At 63.2% G+C, this 24,909-nt stretch carries 9 protein-coding genes; 5 read left to right on the forward strand and 4 right to left on the reverse strand.

Annotated features, from left to right (window positions below):
• Nucleotides 1-9: 9 nt before the first annotated feature.
• Nucleotides 10-1,338, reverse strand: coding sequence for an HlyD family type I secretion periplasmic adaptor subunit (locus tag ACJJV2_RS03080; protein WP_405278203.1), 1,329 nt, complete (start codon nt 1,336-1,338; stop codon nt 10-12).
• Nucleotides 1,335-3,116: a type I secretion system permease/ATPase gene (locus ACJJV2_RS03085; protein WP_192837440.1), complete on the reverse strand. Its 1,782-nt coding sequence runs from the start codon at nt 3,114-3,116 to the stop codon at nt 1,335-1,337. Before ACJJV2_RS03085 ends, ACJJV2_RS03080 begins: the two co-directional genes overlap by 4 nt.
• 729 nt (nt 3,117-3,845) lie before the next feature.
• On the opposite strand from ACJJV2_RS03085, the gene ACJJV2_RS03090 reads away from it, so the two are divergent.
• From ACJJV2_RS03090 to ACJJV2_RS03105, 4 genes are all read left to right on the forward strand, one after another.
• Complete coding sequence (locus ACJJV2_RS03090) at nt 3,846-18,143, forward strand: carbohydrate-binding protein (protein ID WP_405278205.1); 14,298 nt, start codon at nt 3,846-3,848, stop codon at nt 18,141-18,143.
• A gap of 582 nt (nt 18,144-18,725) precedes the next feature.
• Entirely contained in the window at nt 18,726-19,007 is a 282-nt protein-coding gene (locus ACJJV2_RS03095) for a peptidylprolyl isomerase (protein WP_405278207.1), read from the forward strand.
• A gap of 94 nt (nt 19,008-19,101) precedes the next feature.
• Nucleotides 19,102-20,691: an ABC-F family ATPase gene (locus ACJJV2_RS03100; protein ID WP_043333876.1), complete on the forward strand. Its 1,590-nt coding sequence runs from the start codon at nt 19,102-19,104 to the stop codon at nt 20,689-20,691.
• Nucleotides 20,692-20,871: 180 nt separating this feature from the next.
• Entirely contained in the window at nt 20,872-22,068 is a 1,197-nt protein-coding gene (locus tag ACJJV2_RS03105) for an NAD(P)/FAD-dependent oxidoreductase (RefSeq protein ID WP_405278210.1), read from the forward strand.
• 28 nt (nt 22,069-22,096) lie between these two features.
• On the opposite strand, the gene ACJJV2_RS03110 is transcribed toward ACJJV2_RS03105, so the two are convergent.
• The gene (locus tag ACJJV2_RS03110; protein ID WP_405278212.1) at nt 22,097-23,005 is read right to left on the reverse strand and encodes a LysR substrate-binding domain-containing protein; all 909 of its coding nucleotides are present in this window, start codon (nt 23,003-23,005) and stop codon (nt 22,097-22,099) included.
• A 238-nt stretch (nt 23,006-23,243) separates the two neighbouring features.
• On the opposite strand from ACJJV2_RS03110, the gene ACJJV2_RS03115 reads away from it, so the two are divergent.
• Nucleotides 23,244-24,440 carry an MFS transporter gene (locus ACJJV2_RS03115; RefSeq protein ID WP_405278214.1) on the forward strand — a complete coding sequence of 399 codons (1,197 nt, stop codon included), beginning with the start codon at nt 23,244-23,246 and terminating at the stop codon, nt 24,438-24,440.
• A 94-nt stretch (nt 24,441-24,534) separates the two neighbouring features.
• Here ACJJV2_RS03115 and ACJJV2_RS03120 read toward each other — a convergent pair whose 3' ends face one another.
• Nucleotides 24,535-24,885, reverse strand: coding sequence for a YqjK-like family protein (locus ACJJV2_RS03120; protein WP_404325282.1), 351 nt, complete (start codon nt 24,883-24,885; stop codon nt 24,535-24,537).
• Nucleotides 24,886-24,909 lie beyond the last annotated feature (24 nt).

Below are 24,909 nucleotides of genomic sequence, written 5' to 3' on the forward strand. Positions count from 1 at the left end.
CGCTCTCATCTATTCCGCTCTCATCGCGCGCGCCAGCATGTCCGCCATGGGTTTGCCGATGTAGCTGGCAAAGCTGCGCTCGCCAGTGAGGATCATCACTTCCGCCGGCATGCCGGACAGCAGGCGCATGCTGTCCGTCATGTCGTCCTTGCCGGCTTCGGTGACACGAATTCGTGCCTTGTAGTAGCGCGCTCGGGTCGCTTCATCCTCGAAGCTGTTGGCGCTCAGGTGGGTCACCTCACCATCGATGATGTTGGACAGGCGCTGGTTGAACGCGCTGAAGCGGATTTCCGCCGGCTGGCCAAGGTAGAGGTGGTCGATATCGTGGTCCGGGACCCTTGCCTCGACGATGAAGCCATCGCCGGCGGGCACGATATCGAGCAGGGGGTCGCCGCTGCGTATCACCGCCCCCAGCGTATGAACCTTGAGCCCGACCACGGTGCCGGCAACCGGGGCGATGACCTTGGTGCGCCTCAGATTGTCATTTAGCGCGACCAGCCGCTCTTCCGCGTCGGTGACTTCGGCCTGCACCTGACGCAGGGACTCGCCGATCTGCTGCTGGAATTCCTGCAGGCGAATCTGCTTCTGCAGCTCGTTCTCACTGATCTGCGAGCGCAGGCGCGCGACCTCGGCAAACTGGCCCGCGTTGTCGCTCTGGTATTCGAGGCTCTCGCGCTCCATCTCCCGCAGACGCTGATTGTTGATCAATCCATTGCGAAACAGCTTGCGATGGTTGGCAACGTCATCATTGAGTGAGTTGATGCGTCGCCGCGTGATGGCCTGGGTATTCTCGAGGCCTGAAATCTGCTCGTTCATCTGCACGATCTGCTCATCCAGCGCCGCCATGGCACCGTTCAAGGATTGGCGGCGGACCTCAAAAAGACGCTGCTGGACTTCGAGGACTTCCTGCACCCGCGGATTGGTCGAACTGACCAGCGAATCGGGGAAGACCAGGCTGTCGGCATTGCTGTACTCCGCCAGCAGACGAATCTCACTGGCCCTGGAGATCAGATATTCGGCTTCGACGATCTTCTGCTGTGAGCGTGCCTGGGTATCGTCGAAAACGATCAGCACATCGCCGGCCTCGACATGATCGCCATCCTCGACCTCGATCGATTCGACGATCCCCCCCTCCAGGTGCTGAACCGTCTTGGTGAAGCTTTCCACCGATACGGAGCCAGGTGCGACGACGGAAATGGCCAGGTTCGCCATCACCGACCAGCTGCCGAATCCGCCCACCGCGACCAGCAGCACGGCCAGACCGAAGCGGCGATAGCCATGATCGCGCAGCGGAACGTCACTCTCGGCACTGGTATTGCCGGATGTGGAGTGGGTCATGAGGCGCTCTCCTCGCCGCCCTCATGGCGGCCTCTGGCACTGGGTTTGAGCTTGGTGACGCGCTGGACGCCTGTCGATCGGGCCTGTTGGCCGTTGCCTGCCACGGCCCGTGCCACGGGAGGCTCACGCGTCGGCGCGGCCAGTGACACCACCTGACCATCATTGAGCACGAGGATGCGATCGACCTGCTGCAGCAGGCGCTGACGGTGAGTGATGATCAATGCCGTGGTGCCTTCGCGACGCAGACGCATCAGGCATTCGGCCAGCGCCTGTTCACCGCTGGCATCCAGATTGGCGTCAGGTTCATCGAGTACCACCAACACCGGTTTGCCGTAGAGGGCTCGGGCCAGGCCGATTCGCTGGCGCTGACCTGCGGAGAGGGCGGCGCCGCCATGCGACAGCCAGGTGTCATAGCCCTGGGGGAGTCGCAGAATCATCTCGTGCACCCCGGCGCTCTGCGCGGCTTGCACCACGAGTTGCGCATCGACCTCCTGGAAGCGAGCGATGTTCTCGGCAATGGAGCCATCGAACAACTCGATGTCCTGGGGCAGGTAGCCGAGGTGAGGCCCCAGCGCGGTCCTCTTCCACTGGGAGATGTCCGCGCCATCGAGTCGCACGCAACCCAGCTGCACCGGCCATAGTCCCAGCACCACTCGCGCGAGGGACGACTTGCCTGAAGCGCTGGGGCCCACCACGGCAATGTGCTCGCCCTTGGCGAGTGTCAGGTTGATGTCCTTGAGGGTCGGCAGGCGCTCGCCTGGCGGGGCGGCGTTGACCGCCTCGAGCTTCAGCCGGCCCTTGGGGATCGGCAGCGGCATGGAAGGCGCCTCGGCTGGCACCGCCTCAAGCAACTCCTCCAGACGCGCGCGTGCGGTTCTGGCACCGCTGAAGCCTTTCCAGCCATTGATCATCTGATCGATTGGCGCCAGCGCACGTCCCATCAGAATCGAGCCGGCAATCATCATGCCTGGAGTCAGGTCACCGGCCAGCACCAGATAGGCGCCCAGCCCGAGAATCAACGACTGGAACATCAGGCGCAGTATCTTGGAAGTGTTGGTCAAGAGGCCCGCGCGGTCGCTGGCTTTGGACTGCAACGCCAGATACTCACGATGGCGGGCCGCCCAGCGCCCCTGAATGCCGGGCAGCATGCCCATGGCATGCAGCACTTCGGCGTTGCGCAGATTGCTGTTGGCGAGGTCCTGGGACAGGACGTGCTGTCCGTTGGCATCGGCCAGCAGCTGTCTGGTCGTCTTCTCATTGATCAAGGCGATGACGGCCAGCACGAGACCCGCACCCAGGGCGAACAGGCCAAACCACGGGTGAAACAGCGCCAGCACGCCGATATATACCGGCACCCAGGGAGCATCGAAAAACGCGAACAGCCCATTGCCGGACAGGAATTGGCGCAGGGTAGTGAGGTCATTCAGCGGTTGCGCGGAGGGCTTGCCCGGGGTGGTCAACGAGCGCTTGAACATGGCGCCATAGAGCCGGGGGCTGAGCAGCACATCCAGACGATTGCCGACCCGGACAAGGATTCTGGAACGCACCAGTTCCAGCGCGCCCATCACCATGAACAGGAACACGACCACCAGAGTCAGCATCAGCAGCGTTTCCTGGCTGCGTGTCGTGATGACGCGATCATAGACCTGCAGCATGTAGAGCGGAGGCACCAGCATCAGCAGGTTGATGAAAAGACTGAAGAGACCGACGTAGACGAAGCTTCGTCGGCAATGGTCCAGGACCTTTTGCAGGTCATTGCCTTCCTGTGGGGTGGCCATGATCTCGTTCCCTAGCGTCATTGTTGTTCTTTTTATCCAGGTCACCGTCGTTGACGGCTGCCCTGAGCCTGGATCTTTTCATGATGTGCTACTTGGCGATGGAATGAATCGCATTGCTCAGCAAGTCATATTGGTTATCTATTTATTAGATTTTTATGTTTTGTTTTTCAGATAGCCTATTGAAATATTGCGTCTGAAAGGTTGGCTAGCAAGTGAATATTTTGATGATCATCAAAAACATTTCAGGGTTTTATATTGTTGGTTTTTGCTGTTCATTTTGCTCACCTCTGAAACTATAAATTCACCTGATTCTCGTCTTTATAAAAGTATGGGGTTTCTGGTTTTCTGGTGGATTAACCCTTTTGGTGCTCGGCATTGTTTTTCTCCTCATCTGACGCATGACAGGGGCTTAAAGGGGTGCTTTTTTATTGTTTTAAATAATTATGGCATTGTTTTTATTGGGCTTATTTTAACTTTCTGTTCCTTTGCATATTGCCATTGCAGGGAAGGTGTCAAAAACCTCTTGTCTTGCCATAGGCCACGTCTAGACTCGTTTTGACGGGTTGAAGGGGGTTTGGCCGGTCATCTTCGAAAGCATCGGGATAGCGTTGGAGTGGAGAAAACACTGGAACTTCAGTTTCGGTGTGGGGGGGCGTGTCATGAGGTTTCAAGATGGCGTAGCGGTTTCGCCACGATAATAATATTCAGGGGGTAAGGAAAATGTATTCCATGTCATTCGTATCCAGCCGTCTTGACGCCGGCAAGGGGCGTCTCCGCAACGGCGATCGTCTGGAAGAAAGGGCTTTCCAGAGTCACGATATCAGTGTCACGCCGTTTCCCTCTGCGTGGGGAGATTCGATCAAGGCAGTACGAATGACCCTGGAAGATGCCCAGGATCGATTGTCGGTATTTGAGCGCTTCGAGCGTCCCTTTGTCTTTGATCATCTGCCTGCCCCCATGTCCGGCAAGCTCAAGATGATGATCGAGGCGTTGGATGACGCGGGCGAGGTACTGCCCGGGTCTGGCGAGCAGTTCGGCTTTGAGATCGAAGCTCCCGATGTCGTCGTCGAGGAGGTGAGTGAGCTGGGCGGCACGCCACAAGCTGACCCGCAAGATGCGCCTCAGGCTGACCCCGGCGAGGCCCTGACCCTCCAGGGCGATGATGTCATCGGCGAGCCCATCGCTCAGGAAGACCCGCTTGCCCAGGCGCTGCTGGCCAGTGATGACGAACCTGCCGCAGGCGCCGAGCCTGCGCTTCTGGCCGAACCCGCGCCTCTGGCAACGGCGGCGCTCATCGCGCCGGAAAGCTTTGCCACCCTGCGCATCGAGGCGGAAGACCTCACGGACTCAGACGCTGATGGCAATCTTGCCTCCCTGAGTGGCGCCGGTATCGAAGTGGTGTCGGGAGCGCAGAGCCCCCTCAATACCGAGAATGCCTCAGGCAGTGCCTATGTGGACTTCGCCGCCGCGACCGGTGAGACGCTGACCTTCAGCTTCAGCGTTGCCGAGGCCGGCGAGTATGAACTCGCCCTGGGGTATGCGCTGAGCCGCAATGAGGATGGCTCCGAGCGTAATCGCCCGCTGCGTCTGGACGTCAACGGCGAGCTTCAGGATCGAATGTTCGACCTGCCGAGCACCAGCCTGACGAATGACACTTCGGATTTCAGCACCTTCGGTGAGCGTACCATTCGCGTTCAGCTGCAGGCAGGTGAGAACACGGTGTCGTTCACCTCCAACGGTGCCAGTGGCCCCAACGTCGACTATCTGGAAGTGCGTGCGCCGGACCCGGACGTCTACGTCATCCAGGGCGAGGATCTCGACATCGGCCCTTCGTCTGATGTCGCCGATGCTGGCACCAATCGCGTGGTGACGGTCGATAACATCGCCAGCTTCACCGATGGCGGGGAAACCTTCCGGGTCGGGGCCGAAGGAGCCAGCTATCTCGATTGGGCGTCGGGCAATGCCGAAGCCTACGGAGAATTCACCCTCGAGGTGGCCACCGCCGGCACTTACAGCGTCACCGTGACCTATGCCAGCAGTTCTGCACGTCCCATTGATCTCTTTTTGGTCGATGACGACACGCAAAGTCAGGTCGGCATCTTCCAGTTCGCAGCGGTAGAGGCGCCGGGCTACTACCCCGATGATGTCGATGATGTGCCCGCGGACAACCAGCCAGGCAATGGCGGGTCTTCCGCGTGGGAAGGCTGGAGTACCGAGACGCTGGAAATCACGCTTGCCGCCGGCAGCAATACCCTGCGTCTGGGCGGCGCGACCAATGGCCCGAATATCGACAAGATCGAGGTGGCGCTACTGGAAGCCGACGAGGTAGATCCTGTCGATCCGGTGATTGCGCCAGTGGTGGTGCAAGCCGAGGACGCCGCGCTGGGCGTCGACAACGGGGCCGCCACCTTGGTGCGCGACGCCGCCAATCCCGAGGCCGGTGGCTTTGTCGGACTGCGCCCGGACTTTTCCGGCACCGGTTATGTGGATTTCGGCAGCGCGCCGGGTGATAGCCTGACCTTCACCGTCAATGTGGCCGAGGCGGGTGACTACGACCTCAACTTCCGCTATGCCAGCAATGGTGCGCGTCCGCTGGATCTGTCGATCAACGAAGGCGAGCCCACCGAGCTTGCCTTTGTCGCGACGGACCCCAACGCCACCAACGTCGACCCTGAAGGCTTCGATGTCTGGGAGTACCAGACCCTGACGACGCGACTGGAAGCCGGCGACAACACCATCACCCTGGCGATTCCGCAAGGGCGCAACAATGGCCCCAATGTCGATCGCCTGGAGGTCACCACCGCGGGCACGGGGCCGGTAGGGGACGTCGTGGCGGATGAGGATGCCTCTCCGCTGGCCTTTGCCGCGGTGGAGCCCCTGCTCAATGGCGCGACCGTCGGCGAAGCCGGTTTCAGCGTCACCGGGCTTGATGCCGACATCACCTTCGTCGGCGTGACCTTCGATGAGGGCGTCACGGTCCAGGAGGTGGTGCCGACGCCGGAAGGCAGCTTCACGCTGGACCTGTCGGGCTTCGCTGATGGAGACCTGTCGGCCACGCTGATCGCCATGGATACCTGGGGCAACCGTGCTGAACAGAGCGTGGCACTGACGCTGGATACCACTGCCGATGAGGGGGGCGACCTGGCCCTTGCGGGCCCGGAAGAGGCCATCGAATCGGCCGACAGTGCCAGTGTGGTGTTCAGTGTCGTGGGGATCGATGCTGGCTCGACCCTCGAAATCAGCTTCGATGGCGGTGCGACCCGCCAGTCTGTCGTCAGCGATGGAGATACCCTGACGGTCGATCTCTCGGCGCAGGCCCCGGGCGATATCACCGTGACCTTGATCGTGACGGATACTGCGGGCAACGAGGCGAGTGCCACGGACACGGTAACGCTGGCCGCCGCTGGTGCCGAGAGCCTCGCCGTCAGCTTCGATGACGCTGCTCTCAGCGCCTACAGCGCCACTCAGGACAACCCGTCCGACGGCACGGGGGCGGTGGTGGAAGACGACGGCGGCACATTGACGCTGAACGATAACGTCTGGAAACGGGCGGCATTGCCCAGTGACTACACGATCACCGATGCCACCCTCCTGACGGTGGACGTGGCCATTTCCGGCTCGCCGGTGCCCGAGATCGTCGCCATCGGCTTCGATGCGGATTCCAACCCCTTCAATGGCGGCAACAGCGTCTACCAGCTGGGTGGTACCCAGACCCAGGGCGGCTTCGTCGATCTGCGAGGCCAGGGGGTCGACAACGGTGATGGCACCTTGCGCTTCATCATCGACCTGTCGGCGCATGCGGGCACCACCCTCGAGTCTCTCGTCTTCGTCAATGACGATGATGCGGGCGCCAAGGGCAGCACGAGCTTCAGCGCCGTCAGCCTGTCGGAAGCCGACACCGGCGACACCAACAGCGCACCGCGCGTGGTGGGCGGCGGCATCGCCGACCTGAGTCTCGACGAAGGCGCGAATCTCGAAGTCGACCTGCCCTTCGTCGATGACGATGGCGACGACCTCACCTACAGCTTCCTGGTCACCGATGGTGATGGTCAGCCCGTCAGCGCTCCGGGGCTGAGTGTCAGCGACAATGTGCTGTCCGGAAGCCTCGCCGGACTGGCACCTGGCAGTTACACCGTGACGGTGACCGCCGATGATGGCACCACCAGCACCGACACCGACTTTGCCCTGACGCTCGAGAACGTCAACGACGCGCCGGTGGCAGAACCCGTTGCCCTCGAACCGTACTTCGGAGAAGTGGGCGAGGACTTCCTCCAGATTCCGCTGTCGGATTTCGCAGCGCTGTTCTCCGATGCCGATGGCGATAGCCTGATATTGACGGCCGAGGACCTGCCGGCCGGGCTCGAGGTGGTCGATGGCATCATCCAGGGCACGCCCAGTCAGGGCGGCACCTTCGATGTCATCGTGCGGGCCACCGACCCGGGCGGTCTGTCAGCGACCCAGACGCTCAGCTTCATCATCGAAGGCACCCAGGTCGGCGATAGCATCACGATCGAGGCGGAAGACTTCACGGATCTCGACGCCAGCAATCTGATCATCACCGGCAGCGCGTCCGCGTCCAATGAACAGCTGATTCGCCTGACCAGCAATGCGCCGGCCACGATTGGCACCGACCTTTCGGCGGGCGGCGTGGAGCCCGGCTGGTACGTCGCACGGCTATACGTGTTCGATGAAACCGACGGTGAAGGCACCTTGACCCTGACCATCGGTGACACCGTGCTTGAAGCGCGCAACACGACAACCGACAGCCTGAGTGCTGACGTGGTGTTGAATGACGACTTCGGTACCTTCGTCGGCAGTGGCGCGCGCGGCAACGCAGGCCAGAGCGGCAACCGCAAGGAAATAGTCTTCGAGACACCCTTCGAAGTGACCGCCGGTGATCTGGCGAGTCTCGAACTGATGGGGGCCGATGGCGAATTGATGCGAATCGATTCGCTGGTCTTCGAGCGCATTGATGAGCCGGTCAACGGCGCGCCGACCCTTGAAGGGCTGGAAGAGAGTCTGAGTGTCGACGAGAACGGCACTGCCGTGGCCAGCCTGATACTGGATGACCCGGACGGTGACGACCTGACCGTGACGCTGTCCGGTGCCGATGCGGCGCTGTTCCGCTATGACGAGGTGAGCCAGGGCATCGCCTTCATCACTCCGCCGGACGCGGAGCTTGCCGCCGACAGCGACGAAGACGGCGTCTACGAGCTGACCGTGACGGTGTCCGATGGCGAGGACAGCGTGTCCCAGGACGCTCTGATCACCGTGGCCGATCTCAACGAGAGCATCGCCATCACCCAGACCGAGTTTGCGGTGGACGAGAACCTGACCGAGATAGGCGCGATCCCCCTCGTCGATGAGGATGGCGTGGCCCTTGGCCTCAACGCCCCGGTGTTCGCCATCACCGGCGGGGTCGACTCTCCGCTGTTCAGCATCGATCCGAGCACCGGCGTGCTGAGCTTCACCAGCGCTCGCGATTTCGAGCTGGCGGTCGATGACGACGAGGACGGCGTCTATGAAGTCGAAGTCAGCGTCACTGACGGCGATCTCTCCACCACCGAGCAGCTCTCGGTCACCGTCAATGACGTCGACGAGGCACCTTTCTCGCCCCTGAGCCTGCAGGCCGAGGACGGGGTGGTCGAGAGCTTCGATACCGATGCCAACAACACCGACACCCAGGTCCGTGACCCGGACAACCCCGAGCCGAATCAGCCCACCGGCCTGCGTCCGGGCTTCACCGGCAGCGGCTATCTGGACTTCGGGGATACCCCGGGAGACAACGTAAGCTGGCAGATCGACGTGGCCCAGGCCGGTCAGTACGACATCAGTGTGCGCTATGCCACCAACAGCGATCGTCCGCTGGATCTGGTAATCAACGGCGGTGATCCGCTGGCGTTGGCCATGGCCAGTACCGACCCGGATGGTGCCGGTAGCGAGGAAGGCTTCGACCACTGGGAGTTCGAGACGCTCACCGTCACCCTGGCGGCGGGCAGCAATACCATCGCGCTGGCGATACCGGCGGGTGCCACCACCGGCCCCAACATTGACCGCATCGAAGTGACCGCGGCGGGCAGCGGCCCGATTGCGGAGGATGTCAGTGCCGATGAGGATGGCGATCTCGCCATTGTCGCCGCTGACGAGACGCTCGATGCCAGCCAGCTGGCGGCGGCTGTCTTCAACGTCTCCGGCATCGATGACGACGTGACCAGCGTCGCCGTGTCCTTCGATGGCGGCACGACCCGCAGTGAGGTGACGCCGGATGTCGATGGCAACATCACTTTGGACCTGAGCGGTCAGCTCGATGACCAGAGCGGTGATCTCACCGTTTCGCTGTTTGTCACCGACGCCGCCGGCAACGAGGCCAGCGCCAGCGAGGTGGTCAGCTTCGAGGACGCAGGCGTGGTGGTGGCGCCGATCACCCTGCAGGCGGAAGACGCCGATATCGTCGATGTGGGCGGTAGCGCGATAGGTGAGGAGACGCGGGTGGTCGATGCCGACAATCCCGATGACTTCGGCAACCATCGCCCCGATGCGGTGGGAGATGCCTATGTGGACTTCGGCTCCAATCCCGGCGACCAGATCACCTTCAACGTCAACGCGCTGGAGGCCGGCAGCTACACCGCCACCGTGCGCTATGCCAACGGTGGAAACGCCCCGCGGCCGCTGGATCTGACCGTCAACGGCACTGATCAGGGCCAGCTCGGCTTCGCCAACGCCACCGGGACGGATCCCTGGGATCAGTGGCAGACGCTGGAGGTCGAGGTGGCGCTTGCCGAGGGTGCCAATACCTTCACCCTGACCATGCCGGCCGGTGCCACCGGCGGGCCCAACATCGACCAGGTGGTATTCGACTTCAATGAGGCCGACGTCGGCACCCCGGCGTTCAACTTCGCCATCGAGGGTGAGGCGCTGACCATCGTCGATGTCGACGGCGATACCCAGGTGCGCGATGCCGACAATCCGGAAACCAACACCGCAGCCGGGGCCGACGGTCTGTGGGATGACTTTACCGGCACCGGCTATCTGGACATGGGGGCCGACGCCGGTGACGCCGCCGAGTTCCAGGTGAGCGTGGACGAGGCGGGCACCTACACCCTGGAGGTGCGCTACACCAATGCCGGCACCAACGGCGCCGATCGCCCCATGGACATTCTGGTCGACGGCCAGAGCCAGGGCAGTCTGGCCTTTGCCTCTACCGGCACCAACGCGGCTGGCTGGGAGAACTGGACCACCACCACCCTCGAGGTGGAGCTCGCAGCCGGCGACAACACCATTCGCCTTGCCAACCTGGGCAACGCCGGCCCCAACATCGACAGCCTGACGGTGAGTCGTGACGGGGTGGAACCGGACCGTCCGGTGGAGCCGGGCGAGCGCTTCTCGGTCAAGATCAACTTCCAGCCCGAAGGCACCGCGGTGCCGGATGGCTACATCGCCGACCATGGCAAGGCATTCGGCACCCAGTCGGTGACCGTGGACGGCCAGACCTACCAGTACGGCTGGGTCACCGAGGAGTCGATCTACGACGCCGAGCCCGGCACCGAGCCGCTGGACATCAGCGCGCTGACCAGCGTGGCGGTCAATGACCGCACCGATGACATCGCGGGTCTCGATCCGCGCCAGGGCACCTACGCCCACTTTGACCAGCCCAGCGCCAACTATGTGCGCGCCGGCTGGGAGATCGAACTGGAGAATGGCTACTACGAGGTCACCATCTCCATCGGCGACACCAGCGGGCCCTACGACAGCCACAATGTGCTCAATGCAGAGGGCGAGCTGTTCAATGACCCCTTCACCCCGTTCCGTCCCGAGGATTTTCCGGCGGACGGCAACCCGCCCGATGATACCGAGGGCTTCCGCTCGGACCTGGTCACGCGCATCGTTCAGGTCAGCGATGGGCGTCTGACGCTGGACTCCCTGGGACTCGACAGCGAGAACACCGAGATCCAGTACCTCGAGATCCAGGCGCTACCGGACCTGACGCCGGAAGATGACCGTATCGCGGCCGAGGACTACGCCTTCTTCACCGATGCCCGTGCCATCGCCGGGGTCGGCGAGAACGAGCTGGAGGTGGACCTTGATCCGGAGGATGGCGGCATCCCCACCGGGGTCGATCCGACATCCGACATCTTCGTCGGCATCTCGGTGGTGGATGGGCGCGGCGGAGCCCTGCTGGAAAGCCTGGGGGATGGCTCCATCCGGCTGTTCGAGACGCTCAGCGGCGAGGAAGTCACCTTCAATGCCAACACCACCGGCGGCTTCGACTCGCTGACCATCTCGCCGAGCCAGACGCTCAAGCCCTTCACCAGCTATACCCTGGTGATCGATGGCTTCCAGGACCGTGGCCCCAACGACGATACCGACGCGCCGACGCGCGAATTCCAGAAGTACACCAACACCTTCGTCACCGGCGAGGAGCCCGAAGTGGTCGCCCGCGACGTGGCCTTCAACGACGTGGTGGAGCTCAACGGTGCCTCTGACGACGCCTATGGCTTCACCTCGCTGGAGATGAGCTCAGACGGCGCCTTCATGTACGTCGCCACCATCAGCGGCGAGCTGCTGCGTTATGACGTCGACCCCGTCGACGGTTCGTTGTCCAATCGCCAGGAACTTGCCCTGCCCGATGACTACTTCGATCAGCCGGGGGAAGACCAGCAACGCGGCATCATCGGCCTGGTGGTGGACCCGACCGATCCCAACGTGCTGTGGATCACCGACAACTATCCGATCCCGCTATCAGGACGTGACAACGGCGTGCCGGACTTCAGCGGCCGGGTGACCAAGATCACCCTGGACGATGGCCCCGATTTCTCGGGCACCGCCGAGGCCTACATCACCGGTCTGCCGCGCTCCAATGGCGACCATGTGACCAATAGCCTGGAGTTCCGCGCGAATCCGGATTACGACGCCGAGACCAATCCCGATGTCCCGAGTCATCTGCTGTATCTGATCCAGGGCTCCAACTCTGCCATGGGTGAGCCCGACAGTGCCTGGGGCAATCGTCCCGAGCGCCTGTTGAACGCGGCGATACTGGAGATCGACCCGACCCGCGATGTGTCCAATGGGCCCTTTGACGTCTCCACCGAACCACTGCCCGACAATGGCCTGAACCAGCGCTTCGATGATCCCGACGGCCACCCCAAGGATGACCCCATCCCCATGGGCGACGGCGAGTTCCTGGTCTTCGATGAGCGCGGCGTCGCCACGGTGCAGGATGAGTCCGGCAACGTGCTCGAGTCCTACTACGACCCCTACGCCAGCGATGCGGTGCTGACGATCTTTGCCACCGGGGCGCGCAATGCCTACGACCTGGTATGGCATTCCAATGGCTTCCTGTACGTGCCGACCAATGGCTCGGCGGCTGGCGGTAACGTGCCGGATGATCCCTCCACGCCCGAGGACGAGCGCTACACCAGTGTCGAGAAGCAGGATGACTACCTGTTCCGTGTCGAAGAAGGGGGCTACTACGGACACCCCAATCCGCTGCGTGACGAGTACATTCTCAATGGCGGCAATCCCACCTCTGGCACCGACCCCAACCAGGTCGACAAGTACCCGACAGGTACCGACCCCGAGGGCACCTACGATATCGCCGGGGTCTACTCGCTGGGCGAGAATCGCTCGCCCAATGGCGCGGTGGAATACACCAGTGATGTCTTCGGCGGCAATCTGCAGGGCAACGTGCTGTTCACCGAGTATTCCGGTGGTGACGATGTCCGCTCCATCACCCTGGATGCCAATGGCAACGTGATCGGCGATGACGTGCTGCGTGATCCCGAGGGCAACGTCATCAGCTACGTCGACCCGCTGGACATCATCGAGAACCCGGCCACCGGCCAGCTCTACCTGCTGACCCTGAATCGCGGCAATGGCCAGAGCCAGATCATTCGTCTCGACCCGGCACCGGGTGGGGTAGTGGACCCGGTGGATCCTGTCGATCCGGTTGATCCCGGCGATGATCTGGTCTCGCTGCTGGCCATCCAGGCCGAGGACAGGACGCCTGAGGACGGCACTGCCGTGACGATCGCCACCGGGGCGGAGATCCAGATCCGCGACATCGACAATCCCGAGACCAACCAGCCCGACCTGCCCAACGGCCTGCGCCCCGGCGCCTTCGGGGTGGACGGCAATGACGTGGACGATGATGGCGTGCCCGGCGGTTATGCCGATTTCGGCAGCACCAATGATGACTTCATCACCTTCAGCTTCACGCTGGACCCCGAGCAGGCCGGCGACTCGGTGCTGCGCCTGCGCTATGCCAATGGCGGCAGCGCCGATCGCCCGCTGGAAGTGTTCGTCAACAACGTGAGCGTCGGGGTGTATGACTTCAGCCCGCCCGAAGGCCTGAGCGGTGATGCAGCCTGGGCCGAGTGGCTGAACGAGGACGTGGCGGCGACGCTGGTCAGCGGCCAGAACACGGTGCGCCTGCAGGCCACCGCTGACACCGGCCCCAATATCGACCAGCTGGAGATCCTGCAGGAGGCGCCGGACACGACTCCGGGCTTCGATGAGTACGAGGCCGAGGAAGCCGCGCTCGATGGGGCGGTGGTGGTGCTGGCCAGCGAGGAGGATCGCAATGCCTCCGGCGATGGCTTCGTCGACTTCGATGGCCGCGGTGACCAGACCATTACCTGGACGATCGATGTTGCCGAGACCGGCAGTTACGACATCGCCTTCCGCTATGCGCTGGCGGCGACCAAGGCCGACCGGCCGCTGGGTCTGAGCATCAATGGCGTCGACCTGGGACAGGTGAACTTCGAGGGCCAGAGCAACGGCGATGAAAGCGACTGGTTCTTCCAGAATGCCCTGGTCGCGCTGCAGCAGGGCAGCAACACCATCACCCTGACTGCTCCGGGAGCCGTGGGGCCGAACATCGATCTGCTGAGAGTGCCGGATGCGCCGTCTGACACCTTCGTCCCTGTCTATGCCGATGTCTCGGACGGGTCGCGCATCGAGCTGGAGAGTGGCGACAGCGCGCGCACCCTCAACGAGCTGACCGCCGACTTCTACTTCACCGTGGACAGCAGCGGGCTCTATCGTCTCGACCTGGCCGCGAATGCGGGCGCCGATGATGGCCAGGGCCTGGCCCTGACGCTCAACGGGCAGACGCTGGAAACGCTGGCCTATCCGGGAGAGGGCGATGCCGGGGAAGAGGGCACCTATGTCGAGCTCGAGGCCGGCGTGGAGTACAACCTGCGTGCGGTGTCCGCCGCCGATGGTGCCGATGATCTCGACTATCTGGACGTGACGCCGGTGGTCGGCAACGACAATGCCGACATCGCGGTGCAAAGCGGCGATGCGGCCTATTACTCCGATCGCCTGCATTTCAGCTATCTGGAGAACAACAGCGCCTCGAACGCCGACCGCGACTTCAAGGAAAGTGCCACGGTGACGATTTCCAACACCGGGACGGAGTTGCTGGAAATTCTCGAAGCCGATATCGAAGGACCCTTCGTGCTGCAGGACCCCGCTGCCTTCGACGGCCTGACGCTGGCCGCCGGGGAGTCGCTCGAGGTGACGGTGCTGTTTGACAGTGCGAGCTACGAAGCGCCCACCACCGACGCCGGGGACGGAGTCTTCGAAGGACGGATCCGGCTGGTGACCAACGACCAGGATTCGCCGGTGGCCGAGATCCATATGGCGGGCTTCTGGCAGGCGCGCGACGAGGGTGGCTGGGAGCCCAACGTCAATGAGGTGTGGGAGGTCTTCGGCCTCGGTAACCGCATCGATGGCTTGCCGACCGAGGGGGGTGGCCAGAACTCGGTGCTCAACGACTTCGATCTGTATCGCCCGATCAATGATGACGAGGTGCTGTCGCGCTACTGGACGCTGGCGGAGGGCGTCAGCGAGGCCACGATCACCCAGCTGGCGGCCTATCACGGCGGCGGCGGGGCGACTCTGGGCATCCACAACCCCGGTGACAAGGGCGAGGATGTCATCTTCTCCAATCATGCGGGAGACAATAACCAGACGATCCTGCCGGTACTGAGCAATGGCGAATTCGCCAGCGCGACCTTCGGTCTCGATGACATCCCCGCCGAGTGGGCCGGAAGTGGCGTGTTCGGGATTGAAGTGGCCAATCTGTCCACTGACCCGTCACTCAACCCGTCAGGCGGCGGTACACCGCCGGCAGATGCCGATGGCATCGAGCGTGGCTACACCGTGCGCATGTTCCGGGCGCTGGATGCAGAGGGCAACGTGATCCCCGATACCTATGTGGGCATCATGGATTACACCGGCATCAACTATGACTACAACGACAACATGTTCCTCATCGAGGGGGTGACGCCTGTCTCTGGCGGTGACCTGACGGTGATCAACAATGATGTGCTGCCGTCCAATGATCGTCTGGTGATGTCGCGCATCGAGAATCCGGTCAACAACCAGGTGGTGCATGACGAGGCCACTATCACCCTGCGCAATGACGGCTTCGAGGACCTGACCATCGATGATGTCGTCGTCAGTGACACGACACTGTTCGAGTTGACCCAGCCGTTCAGTGCGCTGACGCTGGCACCGGGAGAGGCGGCGGATGTCACGGTGCGCTTCATCGCTGATGACCCCAACGATGGCAGCCTCTACGAGGCGAGCCTGATCATCTCCTCAAGCGATTCCGATGAGAGCGAGAAGGTCATCCAGCTTGCGGGCCTGGCCCAGAACCAGTCCGAGAGCGGTCAGGAGCCGACGGTGCAGGAGATCGTCAACGCCTTCGGCTACTCCACCAACGTGGTGCAGGACCAGATGAACCAGGGCGGCCTGGTGGAGGCCAACGGAGACGAGATCCTGTCCCCGTACTTCCAGCGTGCCGATGGCGATGAACCGATCAAGATCACCCAGATAGCCGCCTATCATGGCCAGGGCGACATCGCGCGGCTGTTCGTGCATGACGTCGACAGTCGGGAGCTCGAAGAGGTCATCGTGCATGACGAGCAGGACGGCCAGACGCTGTTCCCGCGGGCGCTCGATAGCGGCGACCAGCAGGCAGTGGTGAGTCTGGATCGCGATGATCCCTTCGGCTTCTACGCCGAGATATCCGACCGCCAGGGCTATATCTCCTGGTCCGACCCGGATGCCAACCTCTACGAGGACACCATCGATGCCATCGGCAATCCCGGCAACAATCTGAATTGGGATGAGAATGATGGCCACCTGATTCGCGTCTATGTGGCCAAGGATGCCGACGGCAACGTGATTCCGGACACCTATATCGTCATCCAGGACTACGCGGGGGTGAACTACGACTACAACGACAACATCTTCCTGGTCGAGAACGTCACCACCTACGACCCCACCGGCGCGGAAGATGCCGATGGCAACGGGCGTGTGGACCTGTACGACGACGATGACAACGACGGCGTGCCGAACTTCCTCGACACGCCTGACCCGGTCGGACAGAGCGCCTTCAATGACGATCAGACGGCCTGGGCGGTCGGGGCCGATGGCCTGAGCCTGGAGGCGCGCCTGTTCGACAACGGAGGCCAGGGCGTGGCCTACAATGACACCACGCCCGCCCACCAGGGCGATGGCTTCCGCTCCGATGAGGCGGTGGATATCTCCAACGGCACTCTGGCCATCGGCTATGTCGCCGACGGCGAGTGGCTGGAGTACACCCTGAATGTGGAGACCGCCGGTAGCTATGCGCTGAACTTCTCCGCCTCGGCGGTCTCCGACGGCAAGTCGATCACCGCCGCCTTCGAGCAGGACGGCAGCTTCTATACCGACGCCCAGGCGGTGGCGGTGCCGGACACCGACGCCTTCACCAACTTCACCGATGTGGGGCCCTTGACCTTCGAGCTGGAGGAAGGCGAGCAGGTGCTGAGGCTGACCTTCAATGGCGGACAGCTGGATCTGGCATCTCTCGACCTGTCGCTGGTGGCACCGGTGGATGACGGTCAGCAGGCGTTCACCGACGATGGCCAGCCCTGGCAGGTGGGCAGCGAGTTCAGCCTGGAAGCGGTGAATTACGATGAGGGTGGCCAGGATGTCGCCTACAACGATTCCAGCGAGGTGCAGCAAGGCAGCAATGTGCGTGGCGAAGGGGTGGACCTGGCCAACGGCGGCACTGCCATCGGCTGGATCCAGGACGGCGAATGGGTGGAATACACCCTCGATGTCGAGCAGGCCGGCACCTATGACATTGCCTTCCTGGCAGCGCGGGGCTCCACCGGTGGCGCGCAGCGCACCGTGACCGCGACCTTTGCCAAGGAGGGCGACACTCCCTATGCCAGCGTCACGCCGGTGGAGGTCGAACCGACCGGTGGCTGGACCAACTATGTGGAAACCGACACTGCCCAGGTGACCCTGGAGGCCGGCGAGCAGGTGCTGCGGCTGACCTTCAACGGCGGCGCCATGGACCTGCAGGGCTTCACGCTGTCCCGGGATGGCCAGCAGGCCTTCAATGCCGGCGGCGTCCCCTGGCAGGTGGATGCCGATGAGGGTCTCACCCTCCAGGCGGTCGACTTCGACGAAGGCGAGCAGGGCGAGGCTTACAATGAGCTCTCCAGTGCCCAGCTTGGCTCGGGGTATCGCGACACCCCGGTAGACACCGTCGGCGAAGGCGAGGCGATAGGCTGGGTGGAGGATGGTGAGTGGCTTGAGTACACCATCGATGTCGAAGAGGCGGGCTCGCACACGCTGTCGTTCGTCACCTCCGCGCCTGACAATGGGCGCAGCATTACCGCCTCGGTGGAAAAGGATGGCGAGTTCTACGATGAGGACAGTGGCACGCTGCCCAATTCCGGCGCCTGGGGCGTCTACGTCGATGGCCCCTCGCTGACGCTGGACCTGGAGGAGGGGGTGCAGGTGCTACGCATCACCTTCAATGGCGGCTCGCAGGATCTGGCATCGTTCCAGATCACGCGTGACCCCGACATCGCCCCGGCCAGCGCGCCAAGCAATACCGCGCTGATGAGCCTGGTCGACGAGGGCGATATCGCCCCGGTCTCCAACGATGAGGAAGTGCCGATGAGTGATGATGTGACCCTTCAGGGCGTGCAGGATGACGCCCCGGGGAGTCTGCTCTGAGAGTGTGACGCAGCACGACGGAGCAATCCGCGACACGGGCGCGGGACGGCAACGGTGAAAGGGTGAGACACAAGGCGAGCACTGAGCGCAAGGCGCCTCGCCTGCTGTCACCGTCATCCGTCCTGGCACCCGATGCATGTCACTGCCAGCCTGAGCATGAGTGAGTGTGAAAGTCAGCACGTCACTCGCGCCCAGGCTGGCAGCGGCGTTTGTGGCGTCAGTCATGCACGGCTGTCTGCTGTGGCATGGCTTGTTGCATCGTCAGCCGCATCGTCTCTCGCACCGCACACCGCACACCGCACACCGCACCCCGCGCTCTCGGCGCTCCCTGCCTTGTCTGCCTGTCTGCCGACCGGGCGATGGATACACACGCATACAGCGTCTGTCATCCTGAACTGTTATCATGCCCGCCTTCAGACTCACCCCATCGCCTGTCGAACCTTCCCCGAACGCCTGATCTCGCGTCATGACGGCTGTCATGTCGTCAGTGGCGTGCTCGGGTGACGTCGGGCCCACCTCCGGGATGCCCGGGGCACGAGATGGCGTGAGGCAAGACCGATTCCGCCTGCAAGAGGACATGAGATGGCTCGTATTGCCATGGCACGCCACATTCTGGTGAAGACCGAGGCCGAGGCGCAGCGTCTCAAGCAGTCACTGGAGCGCGGCCAGCCGTTCGAGAAACTGGCGAAGAAGCACTCCACCTGTCCCTCCGGCAAGCAGGGCGGTGACCTGGGCGAAGTGCGCCCCGGCCAGATGGTCGGCGGCATTGATCGCGCCATCTTCAAGGGGCCGCTCAATACCCTGCAGGGGCCGCTGAAGAGCAAGTTCGGCTATCACCTGCTGGAAGCCTTCTTCCGCGGCTGATGCCTGCCAGGCCTTTGCGGCTCCCCGTATTTCCCGGCGCCAGCGTGACACCTCGTCACCGCCCACCTTTTTCATTTCAAACGGATATTCCCTCGTGATCTCTACCGCCAATCTCACCATGCAGTTCGGTGCCAAGCCGCTGTTTGAAGACGTCTCCGCCAAGTTCGGGCGTGGCAATCGCTACGGCCTGATCGGCGCCAACGGCTGCGGCAAGTCGACCATGATGAAGATTCTCGGTGGCGATCTGGAGCCGTCCGGTGGTCACGTCATGCTCGAGCCCAACATCCGTCTGGGCAAGCTGCGTCAGGACCAGTTCGCCTATGAGGAATACACGGTGCTCGACACCGTCATCATGGGCCACGAGCGTCTGGCCGTGGTCAAGGCCGAGCGTGACCGCATCTACTCGCTGCCGGAGATGAGCGAGGAAGACGGCATGAAGGTCGCCGACCTCGAGGTCGAATTCGCCGAGCTGGACGGCTATACCGCCGAAGCGCGTGCCGGTGAGCTGCTGATGGGCCTCGACATCCCCATCGAACAGCACCTGGGGCCGATGAGCGAAGTCGCGCCGGGCTGGAAACTGCGCGTGTTGCTGGCGCAGGCGCTGTTCTCCGATCCTGACGTCCTGCTGCTCGATGAGCCGACCAACCACCTGGACATCAACACCATCCGCTGGTTGGAAGGCGTGCTGACCGCGCGTTCCAGCACCATGATCATCATCTCGCACGACCGTCACTTCCTGAACAGTGTCTGCACCCACATGGCGGATCTGGATTACGGTGAGCTGCGTCTGTTCCCGGGCAACTACGACGAGTACATGACCGCTGCCACCCAGGCGCGCGAACAGCTGCAGGCCGACAACGCCAAGAAGAAGGCGCAGATCGCCGAGCTGCAGTCCTTCGTCAGCCGCTTCTCCGCCAACGCCTCCAAGGCCAAGCAGGCGACCTCGCGTGCCAAGCAGATCGACAAGATCCAGCTCAACGAGATCAAGCCGTCCTCACGCGTCAGCCCATTCATCCGCTTCGAGCAGACCAAGAAGGTCCACAACAACGCGGTGATGATCGACAAGCTCTCCAAGGGCTTCGACGGCAACACCCTGTTCGAGAACTTCAGCTTCACGGTCGCCGCTGGTGAGCGTGTCGCCATCATCGGCCCGAACGGCATCGGCAAGACCACGCTGCTGCGCACCCTGGTCGGCGAGATGCACCCGGACGCCGGTGAAGTGAAGTGGACCGACGCCGCGGACGTCGGCTACTACGCGCAGGACCACGCCCATGACTTCGCCAACGACATGAGCCTCTATGACTGGATGGCGCAGTGGACCGGCGGTGGTGAGCAGGTCGTGCGTGGCACCCTGGGTCGCATGCTGTTCTCCAATGACGACATCCAGAAGTCGGTCAAGGTCATCTCCGGTGGCGAGCAGGGCCGCATGCTGTTCGGCAAGCTGATCCTCAAGCAGCCCAACGTGCTGGTGATGGATGAGCCGACCAACCACCTGGACATGGAGTCCATCGAGGCGCTCAACCTCGCGCTGGAAAACTACCCGGGCACCCTGATCTTCGTCAGCCACGACCGCGAATTCGTCGGCTCGCTGGCCACCCGCATCATCGAGCTGAAAGCCGATGGCGTGGTCGACTTCTCCGGCACCTACGACGACTACCTGCGCAGCCAGGGCGTCATCGTCTGAGACGCGCCATGACTGGCTAGTCTGCCTGGTCTGACAAGACACCCTCATCGTCTCTGACGGTGGGGGTGTCTTGTTTCCATCTCCGGCCGCTGGCTGCGGCAGGCTTCTGGTAGAATGCCGGCCCGCGTGTGTCTGCACAGCCGATTTCCTTTCCTTTCTTCGATTCACGGAGTGTCCCGCATGGCCACATATGACGTCATCATCATCGGCGCAGGCGCGGCAGGCCTGATGTGTGCCGCCACGGCAGGCTATCAGGGCAAGCGCGTGCTGGTGCTGGACCACGCCAACAAGGCCGGCAAGAAGATCCTGATGTCCGGCGGTGGGCGCTGCAACTTCACCAATCTGGATGCCGGCCCAGCCAACTTCTTCTCACGCAATCCGCATTTCTGCATCTCGGCGCTCAAGCGCTACACGCCGCACCATTTCCTGGAACTGGTGGAGCGCCATGGGCTGGAGCACGTCGAGAAGAAGCCGGGACAACTGTTCTGCGCCGATTCCGCCAAGGACCTGCTGGCGATTCTGATGACGGAGTGTGAATGGGCCGGAGCGGAGATTCGCCTGAGTACGCGCATCACCTCGCTGGAGCGCGCGGGCGAGGGCATGCGGGTCGAGACCAGCAATGGCACGCACACGGCGGGGCGCGTGGTGGTGGCCACCGGCGGCATGTCGATTCCGACGCTGGGCGCGACCGGCTTCGGCTACGACATCGCGCGCCAGTTCGGGCTCGAGGTCACCGATACCTACGCCGCGCTGGTGCCGTTCACGCTGACCTCGCAGTGGAAGGAGCGTCTGTCGCCGCTGTCGGGGCTTGCCTGTGACGTCAGCGTCACCGCCGGCAAGGGCCATTATCGCGAACCGATGCTGATCACCCATCGCGGGCTTTCCGGTCCGGCGATGCTGCAGGCTTCCAGCTGGTGGACACCCGGTCAGCCGCTGGACATCGATCTGCTGCCGGGCGTGGATGCCTTCGCCGAGCTGCTCGCCCTGCGCGAGCAGCATCCCAAGCGCCAGATCGGCCCTTGGCTTGGCGAGCGCCTGCCCAAGCGCCTCGCCCAGTCGCTGGTCGAGTGGCAGGACGCCGACGCCGGTCGCATCAGCGAGCGCAGCCTCGCCGAGCTCTCCAACGCGCGTCTCGAGCAGCTGGCCAAGGCGCTCAATCACTGGCAGCTCAAGCCGGCGGGCACCGAAGGCTGGCGCACCGCCGAGGTGACCATGGGTGGCGTGGTCACCGACGCCATCTCGCAGAAGGACTTCAGCGTGCGCGATCTGCCGCAGCTGGCCTTCATCGGCGAGGTGCTGGATGTCACCGGCGAGCTTGGCGGCTACAACTTCCAGTGGGCGTGGTCCTCGGCGGTGGCCTGCGGGCTGAACTGCTGACCGGCACCTTCTCGCCACTGGCTGTATCTCACGCCATCTGCTGGCGGATGGCGGGCAGGCGCTGCTCGACCAGCGCGACGAAGGCTTCGATCACCGGGCGGACCGGTGTGGTCGGGTAATGCAGCTCCAGCGGTACCGCGCCGAGTACCGGGCGCAGGGGAATGAACTGGCAGCCATCACGTTGCAGGCGGCGAATGCAGCCGGGCGCGATGGCGACTCCCAGTCCCGCCGCCACCTCACTGAGCAGCGTCTGCATCAAGGCCGGTTGGCGCTGGATGCGTGGCGAGAAGCCGGCATCGCCGCAGGCACTGATGATCTGATCGAACAGCCCCGTCGCCTGCCCGCGCTGAAACAGCACGAAATCTTCTTGCGCAAGCTCGCTGAGGGCCAGACGCTTGCGGTGCGCCAGACGATGCCCCTCGGGCACCACCGCCATCAGCCTATCCTCGTAGACCGCCAGGGCGGTCAGGCTGTCACGCTGCTCGCTGGGAAGCGGGCGCGACAGCCCGATGTCGATCTCGTCACGCGCGAAGGCATCCAGCTGCTGCTGGGCGCTCATCTCATGCAATGACAGGCTGACTTCGGGATGGTGGCTGGCGAAGTCGCGCATCAGTCCGGGCACGAAGCTTGCGCAGGCCGAGCTCATGTAGCCGATGCGCAGTGTGCCGGTCTGGCCGCTGGCAGCCATCGCCACGCGCTTGCGTGCCTGCGCCTCCAGCGCCAGCATGCGCTGCGCTTCTTCCAGCAATGCCTCCCCCGGTGCCGTCACCTTCACTTCTCGCGTATTGCGCCATAGCAGGCTGACGCCCAGCTCGGCTTCGAGATCGGCGATCTGGCGGCTGATGGCGGGTTGCACGGTATGCAGCTCGCGGGCGGCGGCCGAGAAGCTTCTGTGCGTCGCCACCGAGACGAAGGTTTTCAGTGTGCGGAGTTCCATGCCGGCCCTCGTGGCTGATTGATGTTCAGTCAGTATAAGTCATATCAAGTATTGTCATTTCTATTATAAGCCTGCACTCGCTAGTCTGAAGGCCTGCCAAACCTCCCTTCGTCAGTCTCTGCCGTCTCGCCTTGTCTCCTGTCTCTTGCTGCTTGCCGCTGGCTTTGCCTCGCAAGCAAGCGAGCAGGCGGGGCGCGTAGCGGCTGACAGGAGGGTTCTGAATTCGAGTGGAGCCAATATGACGACATCAACGAGTGGAGTGGCCGCGCAGGATACGCGCGGACCCTCACAACCGCTTTCTGCCGGCGGCCGTTTCACGCTGCTGGCCATCGCCTGTCTGACCATCATGGTGGGTACCGTGGTCGCGCCGGGGCTTCTGAGCATCGCCTCGGCGCTTGAGGTGGAGAGCCATGCCAGCTGGCTGATTACCCTGCCATCGCTGGGCGCCGTGCTGTTCGCGCCCATCGCCGGGCGCATGATCGATCGTGTCGGTGCCTATCGCTCGCTGGTGGGCGGATTGTTCCTGTATGGCGTGCTGGGCGCGGGCGGCGCACTGCTGGAAGGCACCGTCGTCGTGTTCGCCGATCGCATCCTGCTCGGCGGCGTGACTGCCGTGGTGATGGCGGGCGGCACCACGCTGATCTCCGAGTGGTATCACGGCCATGCGCGTCTGGCGATGATCGCCCAGCAGGGCATGTCCATCGAGCTTGGCGGGGTGATCTTCCTGTTCGTCAGCGGTGTGCTGGCAGGTATCGCCTGGCAGTGGCCCTTCGCCCTCTATCTGATAGCCTGGGTACTGCTGGCCATGCTGTGGATGATGGTGCCGAAGAAGTCGCCTGAAGCGCCCGCCGAGGAGAGCGGAAATGCCGGCGGTGAGGCCTTGTCCTCCTCGCTGACCAGCGTCTACCTGGCCGCGGCCATCTCGTTGACGCTGTTCTTCACCGCCATCGTCATGCTGCCGATGCGCTTGAATCTGCTGGGGCTGGATGAAGCGGCCACCGGTATCTTCCTGGCGGGCATTTCGCTGGTCGCGGTGGTCGCGGCGATGCTGATGCCGAAGGTGTCGCGTGCCCTGGGTGAGATGCCGACGCTGGTGCTGGCCTTCCTGCTCTATGCCGGCAGCCTGTTCCTCTTCCAGCAGGCCGAGAACATGACGCTGATGAGCGTCGGTGCCGTGTTGTCCGGCACGGGCTTCGGCTTCTCGATCCCCTTGCTCAACCACATGACGGTGGAGCGCAGCCACACCTCGGTGCGCGGTCGCAATCTCTCCTACCTGACGATGGCGATCTTCCTGGGACAGTTCCTGACGTCCTTCCTGGAATTCCTGCCCGGTGACGGCAGCAACGTCTTCGGCGCCGCCGCCGTGCTGGGGCTGATCTTCGCGGTGCTCTATCTGGGCGTGTATCTGCTCAAGCGAGACAGTAGCAGCGCCTGATCGCGGCAGGGTTAACAGAACGACACGTCGCAATGACGAAAAAAGCCCCGCCACCTGACTCTCAGGTGGCGGGGCTTTCGCTGTAATGCCGTGATCATTTGTCGAACAATATTCTCAGACGGCGAATCATCACCCAGCTCATCAGCCCGCGCTTGAGCAGGCTCAGGCCCTTCTTTGGCCGGAACCCGCCCCGCGCCGCGATCAGGCCGCCCACCAGCACCAACGGGCCGCGGTATTGCTGGACCTTGGCCCAGCCGCGGTCGATGGGCGCGGTGGCCTCCTTGAGTTCGCGCATCGCATGGCTGACATCGAGGCGCTGCTGACTGATGCGTGCTTCGAGTTCCGCACGCCGAGCGTCACGCGGATGTGCTGATCGGCGTCCGTTCCCCTGTACGGGGGGCAGCGCCGATTCGCGTCGCGCGAGGGACTGTCTGGAAGAACTCATCTCGCCTCCTTGGCAGGCACTGGC

This window comes from Cobetia sp. Ld8, from assembly GCF_045066615.1.
In the GTDB taxonomy this organism is placed as follows: domain Bacteria; phylum Pseudomonadota; class Gammaproteobacteria; order Pseudomonadales; family Halomonadaceae; genus Cobetia; species Cobetia amphilecti.

What these genes read in the sequence shown, in the direction of transcription:
- ACJJV2_RS03080 (WP_405278203.1), bottom strand. Translation starts at nt 1,338, where the DNA reads ATGACCCACTCCACATCCGGCAATACCAGTGCCGAGAGTGACGTTCCG.
- ACJJV2_RS03085 (WP_192837440.1), bottom strand. Translation starts at nt 3,116, where the DNA reads ATGGCCACCCCACAGGAAGGCAATGACCTGCAAAAGGTCCTGGACCAT.
- ACJJV2_RS03090 (WP_405278205.1), top strand. Translation starts at nt 3,846, where the DNA reads ATGTCATTCGTATCCAGCCGTCTTGACGCCGGCAAGGGGCGTCTCCGC.
- ACJJV2_RS03095 (WP_405278207.1), top strand. Translation starts at nt 18,726, where the DNA reads ATGGCTCGTATTGCCATGGCACGCCACATTCTGGTGAAGACCGAGGCC.
- ACJJV2_RS03105 (WP_405278210.1), top strand. Translation starts at nt 20,872, where the DNA reads ATGGCCACATATGACGTCATCATCATCGGCGCAGGCGCGGCAGGCCTG.
- ACJJV2_RS03110 (WP_405278212.1), bottom strand. Translation starts at nt 23,005, where the DNA reads ATGGAACTCCGCACACTGAAAACCTTCGTCTCGGTGGCGACGCACAGA.
- ACJJV2_RS03115 (WP_405278214.1), top strand. Translation starts at nt 23,244, where the DNA reads ATGACGACATCAACGAGTGGAGTGGCCGCGCAGGATACGCGCGGACCC.
- ACJJV2_RS03120 (WP_404325282.1), bottom strand. Translation starts at nt 24,885, where the DNA reads ATGAGTTCTTCCAGACAGTCCCTCGCGCGACGCGAATCGGCGCTGCCC.